We start from the raw sequence: 14,697 nt of genomic DNA, 5'->3' as shown, positions 1-14,697 counted from the left end.
GGGCCCGGGGAGAGCGATCCGGGTGTGCACCGCGTTCCGGATGTTCGTTCCTGGTGGCAAGGGGTACGAACGCGCTACGGAACGTCAGTGCGCGTTCCCCTCCGCCGCCCCGGCACAGGGGACCGTTACGGACCGGGCGGCGCGAGCGAGGCTAGGGAGTCGCGATGACTCACCAAGGGGATGGCGACCTGCCGCGCTACGCCGCGATCGGCGAGCGGCTCACCGAGGAGTTCGAAGGAGTCCACCAGTCCGACACCGTGGAACGGTGCGTGTCCGCCGCGCGGCACGGCGCGGACGAGGTGTGCGGGGGAGCCTCGCCGGACCTCGTGGAGCGGATCGCGCGCCGGCACCTGGAGGTGCTCGCCACGGTCGCCGCCGAGAAGCGCCGCCGGGCGCGCCGGTCTTCTCTCGACAACGCGCCATAGCCCTTGCTTTGCCGGGGGTTGCGGCTGTGCGAAACTGAACCGGGGTCCGTGGGTCGACGCTCCGGGAGGCAGCCGTGCCCGCAAGCAAGCACATGACGTGGGCCGCGGCGGCCCCGCCCGATGGGCGCCGCTCCGGCCCGAGGCCGCGATGAGGCTGGTGACCCCGGGGGACTCGGCCCCGGCCTCGGTGAACAAGTACCTCCTCCCGCACGAGAACCAGGTGATCACGGTGCGCCGGCATCCGGCCGTGCTGATGGTCCCGGTCGGGCTCGTCCTCGGCGGGCTGATCGTCGCGGGCGTGCTGAGCAACACCGTCGCCAGCCAGGCGGGCACGGTGATCAGCTGGATCTGGTGGGCGTGGCTGATCCTGCTCGCCTGGTTCGTCTGGCGGGTCGCCGAATGGTCGGTCGACTACTTCGTGATCACGAACCAGCGGATGCTGCTGACCACCGGCCTGATCACCCGCAAGGTCGCGATGATGCCGCTGGCGAAGGTCACCGACATGAGCTTCAAGCGGACGATCGCGGGCCGGATGCTCGGCTACGGCGAGTTCGTCCTGGAGTCCGCGGGCCAGGAGCAGGCGCTGTCGAACGTCCCGTACCTGCCGTACCCGGAGCAGCTCTACCTCGAGGTCTGCGAAATGATCTTCCCGAACAAGAACGCCACCGCCGACGACTGACCCCGGGCGCACCTCCCGCCGCCGCCCGATTCCGGGCGCTACGGTCCGGTCATGACCGGTTCGGTGCGGCGTCCGCTGCTGTTCCTCGACGTCGACGGTCCGCTCATTCCGTTCGGTTCGCCGCGGCCCTACCCGACGTATGAGACGGATCGTCCAGAATCGCGGGAAACCGCCGCGCATCCGCTTCTGCCAAGGCTCGATCCCGCGCACGGCCCGCGCCTGGCGGCCCTGCCGTGCGACGTGGTCTGGGCGACGACCTGGACGACCGACGCCAACGAATGCATAGCCCCCCGGCTGGGATTGCCGGAGCTGGCGGTGGTCGCCTGGCCGGACCCGTCCGAGGCGGACGAGCGGGACGAGCGGGCCGGCCTGCACTGGAAGACGCGGACCCTCGTCGGCTGGGCGGCCGGACGGGCGTTCGCCTGGGTCGACGACGAGATCTCCGACGCCGACCGCGCCTGGGTGGCCGTCCATCATCCGGGCGCTGCGCTGCTGCACCGCGTCGACGCGCGCGCGGGGTTGGGAGATGGCGATTACCGCCTTCTGGAGGAGTGGCTGCGGGCCCTCCAGGGTCCGACGTAATGGGGGTGGTGGAGCAATCTCGGCGGAATCGGCGATCTTGCGGGGATCGTCGGATAACGTCGGAGGCGACAGGTGCCGCGACCGTCCGGGGGGTCCCGCTTCATTACTCTCGATGTGCGTTAACCCGCAATGTGCAATCATGTCGGCACCCCAGCCGCCTGATTACTTCCGCTAAGTGAGTCCACATGCCGGGTCCAGGCAATGTCGGCGAACGTGTCCGCAACCTGCGGCTCACCAGACGCCTGTCGCAGGCACAGCTCGCCGGTCACGACCTTTCCGACAGCTACATCTCATTGATCGAGTCCGGTAAGCGGACTCCGACGCCGACGGTCCTGCGCATGCTGGCCGAGCGGCTCGGCTGCACGCCGGAGTACCTCGCCGAGGGCGTCGAGCCGGAGCAGCGCGCGCACCTGGAGGTGCGGGAGCGCCATGCGCACCTCGCGCTGCTGGGGGGCGACCCGGGCACCGCCGAGTCGGGCTTCGACGAGGTGATCGCGCGCAGCGACGATCCGGACCTGACGTCCCGCGCCCGGTGGGGCCGCGCCCGCGCCCTGGAGGAACTGGGCCGCGCCGACCAGGCGATCGCGCTGTTCGAGGAGCTGCGCGAGCAGGCCGAACGCGACCCGGGGCGGGCGAGCTGGCTGCCGCCGGTGATCGCGCTGGCGCGCTGCTACCACACGGTCGGCGACCTCGGGCAGGCGATCGCGCTCGGCGAGCGGGCGATGGACCGGCTCGGCAAGCTAGGGCTCGCCGCGGGGCAGGAGTACACCGAGGCGGGCAGGATCCTGCTGCTGGCCTATGTCGACCGTTCCGACCCGGCGCGCGCGCACGAGCTCGGTAGGCGGCTCCTGTATCCGGAGGGTTCCAAGGACGACGAGTCCACGAGCGTCCACTACCAGCGCGCCAGCATGCGCGCGCTGGAGGAGGGGACGATCGGCGACTCCCTGTACTTCGCCGACCAGGCGCTGGCCGCCCGCACCGACGCGACGCCCGTGCAGGCGCAGGCGCGCCTCGACCTCGCCGCCGCGAAGGCGCTGCTGAGGGGCGTCATGCCGTTCTCCGAGCCGGCGCCCTCGGCTGGGGCGGACGTCGTGTCGCCGGGCGAGGGCGTGCCGGGCATCGAGAAGCCGCGCGCCGAGGGCTCCCGCCAGGCCGCGCAGGAGGCACTGGAGCTCCTGCGGGGGACGGACGCGCTCGAAGGGGCCGAGGCCACCGAGAGCACCATCGCCAAGGCGCGCGCGCTGGTCCTCGTGGGGGAACTGGACGAGGCCATCGCCGAGCTGGAGCAGTTCCTGGACACGGGGATGGCTCTGGCGCCGCCCGAGAAGGCGAACACCCTCACGCCGCATCCCGGCAACGACCTCGCCGCGCGCACACAGAAGACCGTCCTGGCCCGCCTCGTCCTGGCGCGGGCGAGGGTCGCGCAGGGCGACCGCGCCGCGGCCCAGGTCGTGCTGCGCGCCGCGTCCGAGCAGCTCAGGACGCTGCCGGCCGGGCGTCCCGCCGCGCACCTGCTGCGGGAGCTGGGCGAGCTGTTCGAGCTCGTCCAGGACAGCGAGTCGGCCGCCGCGGCGTACCGGCAGGCGCTGGAGGCCGCGGGCCTGCACGCCGCCCCCTCGCAGGAGGCGAACCACGACCTCGGACGGGTCTGACCTGCGGCGCGTGTGACCGGCACGGACGACCCGGGCGGCGCCCCGGAATAAACGCGGCGGCGCGGCTGTCGTACCATGGTGGCGGAAACATGGGATGACTGGCTGACCGGATGTCGGCGCCCCTGGCTCGAGGAGGGACCGTGACGCTGCGCACCGCCCGCCGGTCGTCGCTCGTCGACCAGGTGATCGAGCAGCTCAGGGGCGAGATCACCGGCGGTTCCTGGCCGGTCGGCGGGAAGATCCCGCCGGAGCCGGTGCTGTCGGAGACCCTCGGCGTCGGCCGCAACACCGTCCGCGAGGCCGTCCGGGCCCTCACCCACGCGGGGCTGCTCGACAGCCGCCAGGGCGACGGCACCTACGTGCGGGCCACGAGCGAGCTGTCCAGCGCCGTCCGGCGGCGCCTCGAGACGGCCGAGCTCGTCGAGATCCTGGAGGTGCGGCGCGGCCTGGAGGTCGAGGCCGCCCGGCTCGCCGCCGCGCGCCGCACCGACGCCGACGTCGCCGCCATCGCCGACGCCCTCGGCCGCCGGGACGCGGCGTGGGCCGCGGGCGAGCACGCCGCGTTCGTGGAGGCCGACCTGGCGTTCCACACCGCCGTCGTGGAGGCGACCCACAACCAGGTCCTCACCGACCTCTACCGGGACTTCAGCACCGCCCTGAGGGCCAGCATCGGCGCGGCGGGCACCCTCCTGGAGCACGCGGACGTCCCGCACGGCCCCATCGCCGCGGCGGTGGAGGCGGGCGACGCGGCCGCCGCCGCCCAGGCCACCCATGCCTGCCTGGACCAGATCCTCGCCTCCACCGGCCCGTGGAAAGCCGCGCCCCCGGCCGCGCAGGCTCCGAAGGCGCCGAAGGTCCCGGAGGCCCCGGAGGAGCGCGAGCCCTAGCGGCGGAGCGCGTCCGGCATCACGCGGTCCGCCGCGTCCCATCAACGATCACCGGCGTGACCGGCTCCCGCGCCCGCCACGCCGCCCCCCGACCGGTTCGACGCGCCCATCGGCGCATGACGAAGGCGACATGAACACCTCGGCAACGACCCCCGTCCCCCGTGCCCTGACCGCCTGGTCGCTCGTCGGCCTGGTGCTGCTGACGATCAACCTGCGGGCCGCCATCACCGGGATCTCCCCGGTGCTCGGCGACCTGCGCGACGCGTTCGGCCTGTCCGGGGCCGAGGTCGGCGTCCTCACCACGCTGCCCGTCCTCTGCCTCGGCGTCTTCGCGTCCCTGGCCCCCGTCGCCGCGCGCCGGCTCGGCACCGAGACCGCCATCGCCGGCTCCCTCGTGCTGATCACGGCCGGAATCCTGCTGCGGGTCGTCGCGGCGCCGCTGCCACTGTTCGTTGGAACGGTCCTAGCGGGTGCGGGGATCGCGATGGGGAACGTCCTCATGCCCGCCGTCATCAAGCGCGCGTTCCCGAACCGCGTCGGGTCCCTCACCGGCCTCGCGATGATGCTGATGGCCGCCAGCGGCGCCGTCGCCGCCGGGCTCGCCGTCCCGCTGAACGACGCGGGCGGCTGGCGCCTCGCGCTCGCCGTCTGGGCCGTCCCGTCGCTGGTCGCGGCGCTCGCCTGGGGGCCGCTCGCGCTCCGCGGCCGCCGCTCCCCCGACCGGCCCGCCGCGCCCACCGCGCCCTCTTCCCGCGCGGCGCGGGAGGGGTCGCTGCTGCGCTCGCCCGTCGCCTGGTTCGTCGCGGTGTTCATGGGCCTGGCGTCGCTGATGTTCTACGTGCTGATGTCCTGGCTGCCGGAGATCATGAAGGACGCCGGGTTCGCGCCCGCCACCGCCGGGATGATGGTCTCCACGATGATGATCGTCGGCATCCCGCTCGGCTTCGCGGTCCCCGTGCTCGCCGCCCGGCTGCGCGACCAGCGCGCCGTCGTCGCGGGCGTCGTGCTCACCATGGTCGTCGGGATCGGCGGCCTGATCTTCGCGCCCGCCGCCGGGTGGGCGTGGACCGTCGTGCTCGGCATCGGCACCGGCAGCGCGTTCCCGCTCGCCTACACCCTGCTCAGCCTGCGCTCGCCGAGCCCGTCCGTCGCGGGGCGCCTGTCCGGCATGGCGCAGACCGGCGGCTACCTGCTCGCCGGGTTCGGCCCGCTCGCCATGGGCGTGCTGCACAGCGCGACGGGCGGCTGGCACGTCCCGCTGACGCTGCTGCTCGTCCTCGTGGCGCCGGAACTGGTCTTCGGGATGCTCGCCGCCCGGCCCGGCTTCGTCCGCCCGGCCCCGCGCTCGGACGTCCTGGACGGCCGTCTCGTCGAGCCGAAGGGCCTGCCCACCGCCGAACCCGCCCGCACCCGCTGACGCGGGGACTGCTAGGGGGTCGCCGGGTCAGCCGGTCATGTCGACGGCGTCCAGGTCCAGGACGCGCGCGTGCAGGACGAGCCGCTGGTGCAGCGCCGCCCGGAGCGCCCGGTGCAGGCCGTCCTCCAGGTAGAGCTCGCCCTTCCACTGGACGACATGGGGGAACAGGTCGCCGTAGAACGTGGAGTCCTTCGCGAGCAGCGACTGCAGGTCCAGCTCCCGCTTGGTGCTCACGAGCTGGTCCAGGCGGACCTGGCGAGGGGGGATCTTGGCCCAGTCCCGGGACGACAAGCCGTGCTCGGGATAGGGCCTTCCCTCGCCCACCGCCTTGAAGATCACGCCCCGAGTCTACGTGCCCCGACTGGCCCGGTCACCGCATTCCACCGATTGGTAAACCAGTTACACCGCAGCTCAGAGGCCCCGTGAGTAACTGCCGTCACAGGGGGTCCGGCGGCCCGGGAAGGGGCCCGGACAGGCCCCGGCGGGCGCCGCCGGAGGACAGCCAGGTGGTCGCCGCGTCCACCCGGCCGTGCACGCCCAGCTTCGGGTAGGCGTGCTCCAGATGCTTCTCGACCGTCCGCGGGCTGATCGCCAGCCGCCGCGCGATCTGCCGGTCGGTGAGGCCCCTGGCCAGCAGGTCCAGGACCGCGGCCTCCCGCCGGGTCACCCGCTCCCGCGCGGGCGGCGCGAGCCGCCGCATCGCCCGCGCGAGCCGGGGCCGCAGCAGCTCGGCGACCGCCCGGTCGTCGTCGCCGAAGTCGCCGCGCCGCCGGTTGACCGCCAGGCACACGCTGCGCGGCTCGTCCCCCGACCAGCCGGCGGGGAACGACATCGCGAGCTGGTGCTCGGCGCCGAGCGGCCGGTACACGTCCGCGTAGGCGGCGAGCGCGTGGTACTCGGCGCGCGACTGCAGGTCGGAGCGCAGGAGGGGCGTGCCGGGCCCGGACGTCGTGTGCGCGACCAGCGGATCGGCGGCCTTGTGCCGCGCGAACGCCGCCAGCGCGTCGCGGCTCAGCAGCCCGTCCGGGACCGTGAACGGCCCACCGGCGCCGTCCGGGCGCACCGACCACACGAGGCTGTCGCCCGGCAGCACGCTGAGCAGCAGCGGCAGCAGCTCCGGGAGCAGCGTCCGCTCGTCCTCGGCGTCGATCAGGAGGTCGGCGACCGCCAGCGCCCGCCGCAGCCCGACCTCCCCGGAGCCGGTCATCCCTCCACTGTAAATTCCCTGGTCAGACGGGGACAAGGCGGCCATTAGCGGCCCGCCGCCAGGGCCGCGCATACGGGATTTCCCGTATTCGCCGGCGGGCGAGCGCCGACCGAGACTGGCAGTGAGGGGAGGAACCGACATGCGCAAGGTAGCCGACTGCAGGGACTACCCCAGCGAGATGAACTGCACGCTCACCATCGCCGGCGAGGAGCAGGAGGTGGTACGGGCGGCCGCCGAGCACGCGGCGTCCGTTCACGGGCACGAGGACAGCCCTGAACTGCGCGAGGAGATCCGCCAGGGGCTGAAGGACGAGGTGCCGCAGCACGCCTGATCACACGGCGTCCGACGTGGCCGGGACGGATCCCGTCCCGGCCACGTCCGCGTCAGCGGAGCTTGATCGCGCCGCCGTCGGCCATGACCGTCTGCCCGGTCATGTACCGCGCGTCGTCACCGGCGAGGAACGCGACGATCGGCGCGACGTCCATCGCCGGGTCCCCGAACCGGCCCAGCGGCACCTTGGCGGCCGACTGCGCGTACTGCTCCGGCCGCGCCTCCGCCCACTGCACCACCCCGGGCGTCATCGCCATCGGGCAGACCACGTTCACCCGGATGCCGTACGCCGCCCACTCGTTCGCCGCGACCCGGCTCAGCCCGCGGATCGCCTCCTTCGCCGCGGCATAGGACGCCTGGTTCGGCTGCCCGTCCAGCCCCGCCCCGGACCCGAAGTTGACGATCGACGCCCCGCCGGCCTTCTTCAGCTCCGGCAGTGCGGCCAGCATGAAGTTGCGCGTCGCGAACAGGCCGGTGTCCATGGCCAGCCGCCAGTCGTCGTCCGTCTGCTCCTCGAAGGGCTTCTGGTGGGACGCGCTCGCGTTGTTGATCAGCGTGTCGAGCCGTCCGAACCGCTCCACGGCCGCGGCGACGGCACCGTCCGCGACGGCCCGGTCCGAGACGTCCCCCTGCCGGAAGACGACCGCGTCGCCCAGTTCCAACGCGAGCGCCTCGCCCGCGTCCCGCTGGAGGTCCACCACGACGACGCGGGCGCCGCGCTCGGCGAACAGCCGCGTGACCGCCCCGCCGATCCCGGACGCGCCGCCGGTGACGATGGCCACCTTGCCCTGAAGGCTCCCGTTTCCCATGCTCAGCCCCGATCCCCGCCCGGTCGTACGCCGCGGCGTTCCCCACAGCTACCAGGCACGACGAGGCCCCCGGACCGTCGATTCGACTCAGTGAGACCTCGCCGGACGCCCCTCCCGGCGGCCCGTCGGCACCCGGGAAACGAGAAAGGTCCCGGCCGCTGTGCGGTCGGGACCTTCGTTCGGCTCGCGCCGGTGGCGGAGGATGCGAGATTCGAACTCGCGAGCGCTTGCACGCAACACGCTTTCCAAGCGTGCGCCCTAGGCCACTAGGCGAATCCTCCACGGGAGAGCCTACCGGTTCTCGGGCAGTGACCTGACATCAATTACGGCGGAGACCGGGATCGGCCCGTACACGTGCGGGAAGACCTCGTCGCCGACCGGCTCGTGGCGGACCGGCGCGTCCAGCCGCGCCACGTCGATGACCAGCAGGACCAGGTCAGAGCGGGGGACGGCGCCGTAGAAGCGGACGAGCACGCCGTCCACCTGGCCCATGTCGGAAGAGCAGTGGACGAACCCCTCCTCGTCGAGCGTCCGGCCGAGCGTCGACATGGCGTACGACACACCCGAGTCCCGCGCGGATTCCCAGTGGCGGCGTTCGGCGATGTGCAGGAGCGTCTGCTGTGTGGCGTCGGTCATGGGCGGGAGAGTACGCGGCAACCGTCCCGACCCTCGCCGCTGATGCCATAGACTCTGTGCAGACCCCTCGCACGGCGTCACCCTGTGAACCTCCCCAGGGCCGGAAGGCAGCAAGGATAAGCAGGCTCTGGCGGGTGTGCGGGGGGTCCCTTGCTTTCACCGCGCCACCGCGCCTGTGACGCTCTGCTTCTCGAGGGAGGGCGGACCCCCGATGAGTCTGGCTCTGTACCGCAAGTACCGGCCAGCGACCTTCGCCGAGCTGAAGGGGCAGGAGCACGTCGCCGAGCCCCTCCAGCAAGCGCTGCGCAACGGCCGGATCAACCACGCCTACCTGTTCAGCGGGCCGCGGGGCTGCGGAAAGACCTCCAGCGCCCGCATCCTCGCCCGCTCCCTGAACTGCGAGCTGGGCCCGACGCCCGACCCGTGCGGCAAATGCGACTCGTGCGTCGCGCTCGGCCCGTCCGGCACCGGCCACATCGACGTGATCGAGATCGACGCCGCCTCGCACGGCGGCGTCGACGACGCCCGCGACCTGCGTGAACGCGCGTTCTTCGCGCCCGTGTCGGCGCGCTTCAAGGTGTACATCATCGACGAGGCGCACATGGTGACCCGCGAGGGCTTCAACGCGCTGCTGAAGCTCGTCGAGGAACCGCCTCCGCACCTGAAGTTCGTGTTCGCGACCACCGAGCCCGAGAAGGTCATCGGGACGATCCGGTCCCGCACGCACCACTACCCGTTCCGGCTGATCCCGCCGGGCGTGCTGACGGAGCTCGTCGAGGAGATCCTCAAGTCCGAGGACGTCCCGTACGAGGCGTCGGCGCTGCCGCTCGCGGTGCGGGCCGGCGCCGGGTCCGCCCGAGACACCCTGTCGATCCTCGACCAGCTCCTCGCCGGGTCGGACGAGCAGGGCATCACCTACGCGCGGGCCGTCTCGCTGCTCGGCTACACCGACTCCACCCTGCTGGACGAGGTCATCGCCGCGTTCGCCGCCCGCGACGGGGCCGCCGTGTTCGCCGCGATCGACCGGGTGATCGAGAGCGGCCAGGAACCGCGCCGGTTCACCGCGGACCTGCTGGAACGCGTCCGCGACCTGGTGATCCTCTCGAACGTGCCGGAGGCGGGCGGCTCGGGGCTGCTGAACGTCCCGCCGGACGAGCTGGAGCAGATGCGGCGGCAGGCGTCGTCGATGGGGCCCGGGGAGCTGACGCGGGCCGCGGACCTGCTGCACACCGGGCTCACCGAGATGCGCGGCGCCACGTCCCCGCGGCTGCTGCTCGAACTGATCTGCGCCCGGATCCTGCTGCCGGCGGCGTACGAGGACGAGGCGTCCATGTTCGCCCGTCTGGACCGTCTCGAACGCCAGGCCGCGCAGGGCGGCTTCGGGGGCGGCGCGCCGGGCGGTGCGCCGGGTGACGGCTTGGCGCAGGCCTTCGCGCCGTTCGCGTCGCCGGGTCCGGGGTCCGCGCCGTCGGCGGGAGCCGCAGGGGCGCCTGGTGGAGGTGCTCCGGGGGGTGCCCCGTCGGCTGGTGTTTCGTCGGCGGGCGTTTCGGCGGCTGGTGCGCCGTCGGTCGGGGGAGCTGCGGCGGGGAGTGCCCCGGCGGAAGTCGGCCCCGCGGGTGGGAGCCCGGCAGGTGGCTCCTCCGCGGGAGGCGTCTCCGTGGGAGACGGTTCGGCGGGAGGCGCTCCGGCGGAAGGATCTGCGACGGCTGGTGCATCGGCGACCGGTGGTGTCTCTGGGGCCGGTGGTGCCTCGGCGGCTGATGGTGCGTCGGGCGGTGGCGTTGCAGGCGTTGCGAGCAGTGGCGTTGCGAGCGGGGGAGCTGCGGGCGTTGGCGTTGCGAGCGGCGGCGTTGCGAGCGGCGGGGCGTCTTCTGAGTCTGGGGTAAGGCAGCCCCCGCCCGCCCAGGGGGGCGACCCCACTTCCAGTGTCGACCCCGCCCGTGCACCGGCGGAAGCAGAACGCAGTTCTGTGGATAACCGCCGCTCCACCGCAGCCCAACCGCAAGGCGCCGGTGGGCAAAACGCCGGTGGGCAACACGCCGGTGGTGCGGCCGGGCAGGCGTCCGCCGCGACCGGCGGTGTGGACGTGTCGACGGTGCAGCGGTACTGGCCGGACATCATCGAGGCCGTCAAGCAGAAGAGCCGCGCGACCTGGATGGTCATCATGTCCGGCGTGCGGCCGGCGTCCCTCGAGGGACGCGTTCTCACGCTCGCGTTCGACGCCGAGGGGAACCGTCTCGGGTTCGTCAACGGCAACCGCGACGTCATCCTCAGCGAGGTGCTCCGGGAACGGATGGGCGTCGACTGGCGGATCGAGACGGTGTCCGGCGGTGCGGGCGGCGGACGAGGCCAGGGCGGCCCCGGGCCCAACGCGGGACCGGGCGGTGGCCGGCCAGGCGCGGGCGGCTCCGGAGGCCACGGCGGCTCAGGCGGCGGATTCGGATCCGGTGGCGGGTCCGGCAGCGGGTTCGGTTCAGCCCCCTCGGGCGGCTTCGGGTCGGCCGCAACAGGCGGATCTCAGTCGCCCGGCGGGTTCGGTTCGTCGGCGCCGTCCGGCTTCGGCGCCGGAACGGGCCAAAACGCGCCGCAGCAGGGCGGCCCGGCCTCGAATGCCGTCCCGCGCCCGGCTTCCGGCGAGAACGGCACCAGCGGCTCGAACGGTTCGAACGGGGCGAGCAGCAGGAACGGGTTCGGCGCGGGCGGCGCGGCGGCCGGGGACCTGGGGCCCCTCCCACCGCCGCCGGACGAGCCGCCGCCGCCTCCCGAGCCGTCCCCGGTGGACGAGAGCGACGAGGTGGACCCGGAAGGGGACGCCGACGCGGACGGCACCGAGGCCGAGATGAGCGGGATGGCGCTCATCCAGCGGGAACTGGGCGGTCAGATCATCCGGGAGATCGACAACTCCTGAGGAGCGACGGCGACCCTTGGCAGGACGACGCTCCCTAGTAGCGACGCCGACTCCCCGGGAAGGGCCGCGAGGCCCCCTCAGTGCGGGATGCTCTCGATCAGGTCTCCGGCGCCCTTGCGGAGCAGGTCACCGGCCACGCGGGCGCCGAGATCCGCACCCTTCTCCGGCGGGGACCACTCCTGCGCGTGGACGAAGCGCGAGCCGTCCGGCGTGAACACCATGCCGCGCAGGCTCAGCCGCCCGTCGCGTTCGATCCGGGCGTGGCCGGCGATCGGACTGTTGCAGTGCCCCCGGAGGTCGTGCAGCATCGCGCGTTCCGCGCTGACGCACAGCCGGGTCTCCCGGTGATCCAGCAGGCGCACGAGGTCCACGACATCGGAGTCCGCGCGGCGGCAGTCGATGGCGAGGACGCCCGATCCCACGGCGGGGAGGAGGTCGAGGGTCTCGCCCGGCCGGTCGATTCCCAGCCGGGTCAGGCCCGCCCGCGCGACCACGACGGCGTCGAGGTCCTCGCCGGAGTCGAGCCGCTCCAGCCGCGAATCCACGTTGCCGCGCAGGAACTCGATCCGCAGGTCGGGACGGATCCGGCCGAGCTGGGCGCGCCGCCGCACCGCCGACGTCCCCACGCGTGCTCCCGGCGCGAGATCCGCCATGCGCCGGATCTCGCCCGCCGCCGGGAACAGCATCACGTCGGCGGCGTCGTCGCGTTCGACGTACGCGGCGAATTCCAGCTCGTCCGGCCGGGGGACGTCGCCGGGCACGTCCTTGAGGCAGTGCACCGCGATGTCGACGCGGCCGGTCAGCAGCGCCCGGTCGATCTCCGTCATGAACGCGCCCTTGCCGCCGAGCTCGCCCAGGTGCCCCCGGTGCCGGTCGCCTGCGGTCGAGATGCCGACCACCTCGACCGCCACGTTCGCCGCCCGCAACCGGGCGGCCACTCCGCGGGCCTGCACCATCGCCAGCGCCGACGTCCGGGTGCCCAGCCGCAGCACCCTTCCGTTCCAGCCCTGGGTGGACGCCGGTTCGAGCGTGTCCGACCTGGCGGGCACCGGCGCCGTCACCCCCGAGCCCTCCGCCGCGCCACCCGCCTCGACCTCCGCCGCGCCGTCCGCCGCGGCGTCCGCAAAGGTTTCGTCGTCGCCCGTCATGTTCATCCCCCTCTGGTGCGGCCCGAGGACCGAGCCGCCGCCCGCGCGGTGAGCCGCTTCCTCCTCTGTGATTGAACCGTGCCGGCCTCACGGCGCATCGGGGAACGTGCCGTCCGGTGCCCGGCCGCCCTGCGACACCCCGTCGCACGGTCGCGGAGGGATACCCGCTGACCTGGGACTTCGGCGCTATCCTGCACAGAGAGCGAGTGATCAACTACGGGCGGCGATGCCGTCGCCATATCGGGAGCGGGCGGATGCGGGCATTGATCGGCGAGCGTCGGCGATACGAGGTCAACGGCACGTGCCAGGCGGCACCGGCCAGGCGGCACGAGCGACCCGCCCGCCCTCGCGTCCCCCGGCCCGAGCCCGCCTCCCCCCATGTCACCCCCCTTCACGGACACGGCGCCTGACCGCTCCTGGTCGGCGTCGCTACCGAGTCCCCTCGCTGAGGTCGGCGACCGGAGGGGACTCCAGTTCTCCGAAAGGGAAGTGCACCACCTCATGATCGACAACCTCAAACGCGGTCTGCTGGTCGCGGCCTCCATCAGCGGGGTCTTCGTCCTGGGGCAGGCCGCGGCACAGGCGGCCGCGGACGGCCACGACGGCCACGGCCATGCGAGCGCCGGTTCGGGCAACCAGAGCGCCGCCGTCAGCGGCAAGACCGGCCACGGCGGCAAGGGCGGAAACGCCTCGAGCCAGAACGGCGCCGCCTCCGGCAAGACCGGGAACTCCGGGAACTCCGGCTCCACCGGCGGGAACACCGCCGGCAACCTCTGCGTCATGGCGGACTGCGAGGCCCTCGCGACCTCCGGGAACTCCGGCAAGACCGGGAAGACCGGCGACAGCGGGAAGGCCTTCAACACGTCGAGCACCACCGGCGGCCACGGCGGCCGCGGCGGCGACTCGGGCGAGAGCCTGGCGAAGGGCAAGTCCGAGTCCGCGGCCGTGACCTACGCCAAGACGTACGGCGGCTGGAACGGAGGCGGCGCCGCCGGCGCGGCCTCCGGCAACAAGTCCCTGTCGCACAGCGGCGACACCGGCGACGGCGGCGACGGCGGCCACGCCGACAGCAAGAACACCGCTCTCTCCGGCCAGACCGGCAACTCCGGGAACTCCGGCTCCACCGGCGGGAACACCGGCTACAACGTCTGCGTGATGAGCAAGTGCGCGGCCGCCGCCACGTCCGGCAAGTCCGGCGACACCGGCAAGACCGGCGACTCGGGTGCGGCCGCGAACACCTCGCAGACCAGCGGCGGCAACGGCGGCCGCGGCGGCGACTCCGGCAACGCCGGAGCCGAGGGGCACAGCAAGGCCCAGGCCGCGACCGGCGCGGAGAGCGACGAGCAGTCCTCGAAGGAGGGCTACCGGCTCGCGAACGGGGGCGGTGACGACAACGCCGCCGATTCCGGCGACCACGCCGCCGCCGACTCGGGCGACCACACCGCCGCCGTCACGGGCGACACCGGCAAGGGCGGGAAAGGCGGCAACGCCGAGAGCAAGAACATCGCCGTGTCCGGTCAGACGGGCAACTCCGGCAACTCCGGCTCCACCGGAGGCAACACGGCCGCGAACATCAGCCGCCCCCACAAGGACGGCGACAAGGAGGGCGAGAAGGGCGGCGACGAGCGCGGCGAGCACGGCGAGCACGGCGAGCACGGCGAGCACGGTGACCGTCCGCTGATGCTGGCCTTCGCCTCCTCCGGCGACTCCGGCAAGACCGGGGACACGGGCGACAGCGGCAAGGCATGGAACACCTCGCAGACCAGCGGCGGCAACGGCGGCCGCGGCGGCGACTCCGGCAACGCCGGGGCCGAGGGCCACAGCGAGGCCACCGCCATCAGCCGGTGACCCGAGGTCACATCGGCGGCTGAACATCAGGTGACGCCGCCGCCCCGTCCCGGCTCGAACGCGGGACCGGGCGGCGGCCCACCTGGACGGACCCGACGAACGGTCGAGGCCCCGTCCATGTGAGAGGGGCCACCAGACCGGGGGGGGGGGCCGGGGGGGGGGGGGCCCC

General features: G+C 73.4%; 14 protein-coding genes, 1 tRNA gene and 1 other RNA gene. 10 read left to right on the top strand and 6 right to left on the bottom strand.

Translation table 11 applies throughout. From position 1 onward, the window contains the following. Positions 1 to 164: 164 nt before the first annotated feature. From ABZ914_RS02595 to ABZ914_RS02570, 6 genes are all read left to right on the top strand, one after another. The gene (locus tag ABZ914_RS02595) at positions 165 to 425 is read left to right on the top strand and encodes a hypothetical protein (protein ID WP_190863158.1); all 261 of its coding nucleotides are present in this window, start codon (positions 165 to 167) and stop codon (positions 423 to 425) included. 148 nt (positions 426 to 573) lie between these two features. Beyond that, entirely contained in the window at positions 574 to 1,104 is a 531-nt protein-coding gene (locus tag ABZ914_RS02590; RefSeq protein ID WP_151540952.1) for a PH domain-containing protein, read from the top strand. Between the two features lie 51 nt (positions 1,105 to 1,155). Continuing rightward, positions 1,156 to 1,686 (top strand): HAD domain-containing protein, encoded by a 531-nt coding sequence (locus ABZ914_RS02585; RefSeq protein WP_500191153.1) that lies wholly within the window; start codon positions 1,156 to 1,158, stop codon positions 1,684 to 1,686. Positions 1,687 to 1,871: 185 nt separating this feature from the next. Beyond that, positions 1,872 to 3,338, top strand: a complete 1,467-nt coding sequence (locus tag ABZ914_RS02580) for a helix-turn-helix domain-containing protein (protein ID WP_500191152.1) — start codon at positions 1,872 to 1,874, stop codon at positions 3,336 to 3,338. 140 nt (positions 3,339 to 3,478) lie between these two features. Beyond that, positions 3,479 to 4,225 (top strand): FadR/GntR family transcriptional regulator, encoded by a 747-nt coding sequence (locus tag ABZ914_RS02575; protein WP_433144252.1) that lies wholly within the window; start codon positions 3,479 to 3,481, stop codon positions 4,223 to 4,225. Between the two features lie 130 nt (positions 4,226 to 4,355). Beyond that, positions 4,356 to 5,642, top strand: coding sequence for a CynX/NimT family MFS transporter (locus ABZ914_RS02570; protein ID WP_500191151.1), 1,287 nt, complete (start codon positions 4,356 to 4,358; stop codon positions 5,640 to 5,642). A 27-nt stretch (positions 5,643 to 5,669) separates the two neighbouring features. On the opposite strand, the gene ABZ914_RS02565 is transcribed toward ABZ914_RS02570, so the two are convergent. Both ABZ914_RS02565 and ABZ914_RS02560 read right to left on the bottom strand, forming a co-directional pair. Continuing rightward, on the bottom strand, positions 5,670 to 5,981 hold the full coding sequence (locus tag ABZ914_RS02565) for a type II toxin-antitoxin system VapB family antitoxin (protein WP_151542554.1): 312 nt from the start codon (positions 5,979 to 5,981) through the stop codon (positions 5,670 to 5,672). 97 nt (positions 5,982 to 6,078) lie between these two features. Then, positions 6,079 to 6,849, bottom strand: a complete 771-nt coding sequence (locus tag ABZ914_RS02560) for a helix-turn-helix transcriptional regulator (RefSeq protein WP_500191149.1) — start codon at positions 6,847 to 6,849, stop codon at positions 6,079 to 6,081. Between the two features lie 139 nt (positions 6,850 to 6,988). Between ABZ914_RS02560 and ABZ914_RS02555 the strand changes: the two genes are divergently transcribed. Continuing rightward, positions 6,989 to 7,180 carry a DUF1059 domain-containing protein gene (locus tag ABZ914_RS02555; protein ID WP_190863170.1) on the top strand — a complete coding sequence of 64 codons (192 nt, stop codon included), beginning with the start codon at positions 6,989 to 6,991 and terminating at the stop codon, positions 7,178 to 7,180. Positions 7,181 to 7,232: 52 nt separating this feature from the next. On the opposite strand, the gene ABZ914_RS02550 is transcribed toward ABZ914_RS02555, so the two are convergent. The 3 genes from ABZ914_RS02550 to ABZ914_RS02540 all read right to left on the bottom strand — a co-directional run bounded on the left by ABZ914_RS02550 (position 7,233) and on the right by ABZ914_RS02540 (position 8,624). Then, a complete protein-coding gene (locus tag ABZ914_RS02550; RefSeq protein WP_500191148.1) occupies positions 7,233 to 7,988 on the bottom strand; it encodes an SDR family NAD(P)-dependent oxidoreductase in 756 nt (251 codons plus the stop codon). 193 nt (positions 7,989 to 8,181) lie between these two features. Then, positions 8,182 to 8,269, bottom strand: a tRNA-Ser gene (locus tag ABZ914_RS02545). Positions 8,270 to 8,279: 10 nt separating this feature from the next. Beyond that, positions 8,280 to 8,624: a DUF952 domain-containing protein gene (locus ABZ914_RS02540; protein ID WP_500191146.1), complete on the bottom strand. Its 345-nt coding sequence runs from the start codon at positions 8,622 to 8,624 to the stop codon at positions 8,280 to 8,282. Between the two features lie 58 nt (positions 8,625 to 8,682). Here ABZ914_RS02540 and ffs point away from each other — a divergent pair. Together ffs and ABZ914_RS02530 are read left to right on the top strand one after the other, a co-directional pair. Beyond that, positions 8,683 to 8,778: signal recognition particle sRNA small type (gene ffs / locus ABZ914_RS02535), an RNA gene on the top strand. A gap of 57 nt (positions 8,779 to 8,835) precedes the next feature. Beyond that, positions 8,836 to 11,532, top strand: coding sequence for a DNA polymerase III subunit gamma and tau (locus tag ABZ914_RS02530; protein ID WP_500191145.1), 2,697 nt, complete (start codon positions 8,836 to 8,838; stop codon positions 11,530 to 11,532). Between the two features lie 77 nt (positions 11,533 to 11,609). Here ABZ914_RS02530 and hemC read toward each other — a convergent pair whose 3' ends face one another. Next, positions 11,610 to 12,680, bottom strand: coding sequence for a hydroxymethylbilane synthase (gene hemC, locus ABZ914_RS02525; protein WP_500191144.1), 1,071 nt, complete (start codon positions 12,678 to 12,680; stop codon positions 11,610 to 11,612). Positions 12,681 to 13,181: 501 nt separating this feature from the next. Here hemC and ABZ914_RS02520 point away from each other — a divergent pair. Then, positions 13,182 to 14,528 (top strand): hypothetical protein, encoded by a 1,347-nt coding sequence (locus tag ABZ914_RS02520; protein WP_500191143.1) that lies wholly within the window; start codon positions 13,182 to 13,184, stop codon positions 14,526 to 14,528. Positions 14,529 to 14,697: the final 169 nt, after the last annotated feature.

The organism is Spirillospora sp. NPDC046719 (assembly GCF_040645715.1).
Classification (GTDB): Bacteria; Actinomycetota; Actinomycetes; order Streptosporangiales; family Streptosporangiaceae; genus Spirillospora.
This window is presented reverse-complemented; position numbering and strand designations above follow the sequence as displayed.

Excerpts from the sequence above, each read along its gene's own strand:
- ABZ914_RS02595 (WP_190863158.1), top strand. The coding sequence starts at position 165 with ATGACTCACCAAGGGGATGGCGACCTGCCGCGCTACGCCGCGATCGGC.
- ABZ914_RS02590 (WP_151540952.1), top strand. The coding sequence starts at position 574 with ATGAGGCTGGTGACCCCGGGGGACTCGGCCCCGGCCTCGGTGAACAAG.
- ABZ914_RS02585 (WP_500191153.1), top strand. The coding sequence starts at position 1,156 with ATGACCGGTTCGGTGCGGCGTCCGCTGCTGTTCCTCGACGTCGACGGT.
- ABZ914_RS02580 (WP_500191152.1), top strand. The coding sequence starts at position 1,872 with ATGCCGGGTCCAGGCAATGTCGGCGAACGTGTCCGCAACCTGCGGCTC.
- ABZ914_RS02570 (WP_500191151.1), top strand. The coding sequence starts at position 4,356 with ATGAACACCTCGGCAACGACCCCCGTCCCCCGTGCCCTGACCGCCTGG.
- ABZ914_RS02560 (WP_500191149.1), bottom strand. The coding sequence starts at position 6,849 with ATGACCGGCTCCGGGGAGGTCGGGCTGCGGCGGGCGCTGGCGGTCGCC.
- ABZ914_RS02555 (WP_190863170.1), top strand. The coding sequence starts at position 6,989 with ATGCGCAAGGTAGCCGACTGCAGGGACTACCCCAGCGAGATGAACTGC.
- ABZ914_RS02550 (WP_500191148.1), bottom strand. The coding sequence starts at position 7,988 with ATGGGAAACGGGAGCCTTCAGGGCAAGGTGGCCATCGTCACCGGCGGC.
- ABZ914_RS02540 (WP_500191146.1), bottom strand. The coding sequence starts at position 8,624 with ATGACCGACGCCACACAGCAGACGCTCCTGCACATCGCCGAACGCCGC.
- ABZ914_RS02530 (WP_500191145.1), top strand. The coding sequence starts at position 8,836 with ATGAGTCTGGCTCTGTACCGCAAGTACCGGCCAGCGACCTTCGCCGAG.
- hemC (WP_500191144.1), bottom strand. The coding sequence starts at position 12,680 with ATGACGGGCGACGACGAAACCTTTGCGGACGCCGCGGCGGACGGCGCG.
- ABZ914_RS02520 (WP_500191143.1), top strand. The coding sequence starts at position 13,182 with ATGATCGACAACCTCAAACGCGGTCTGCTGGTCGCGGCCTCCATCAGC.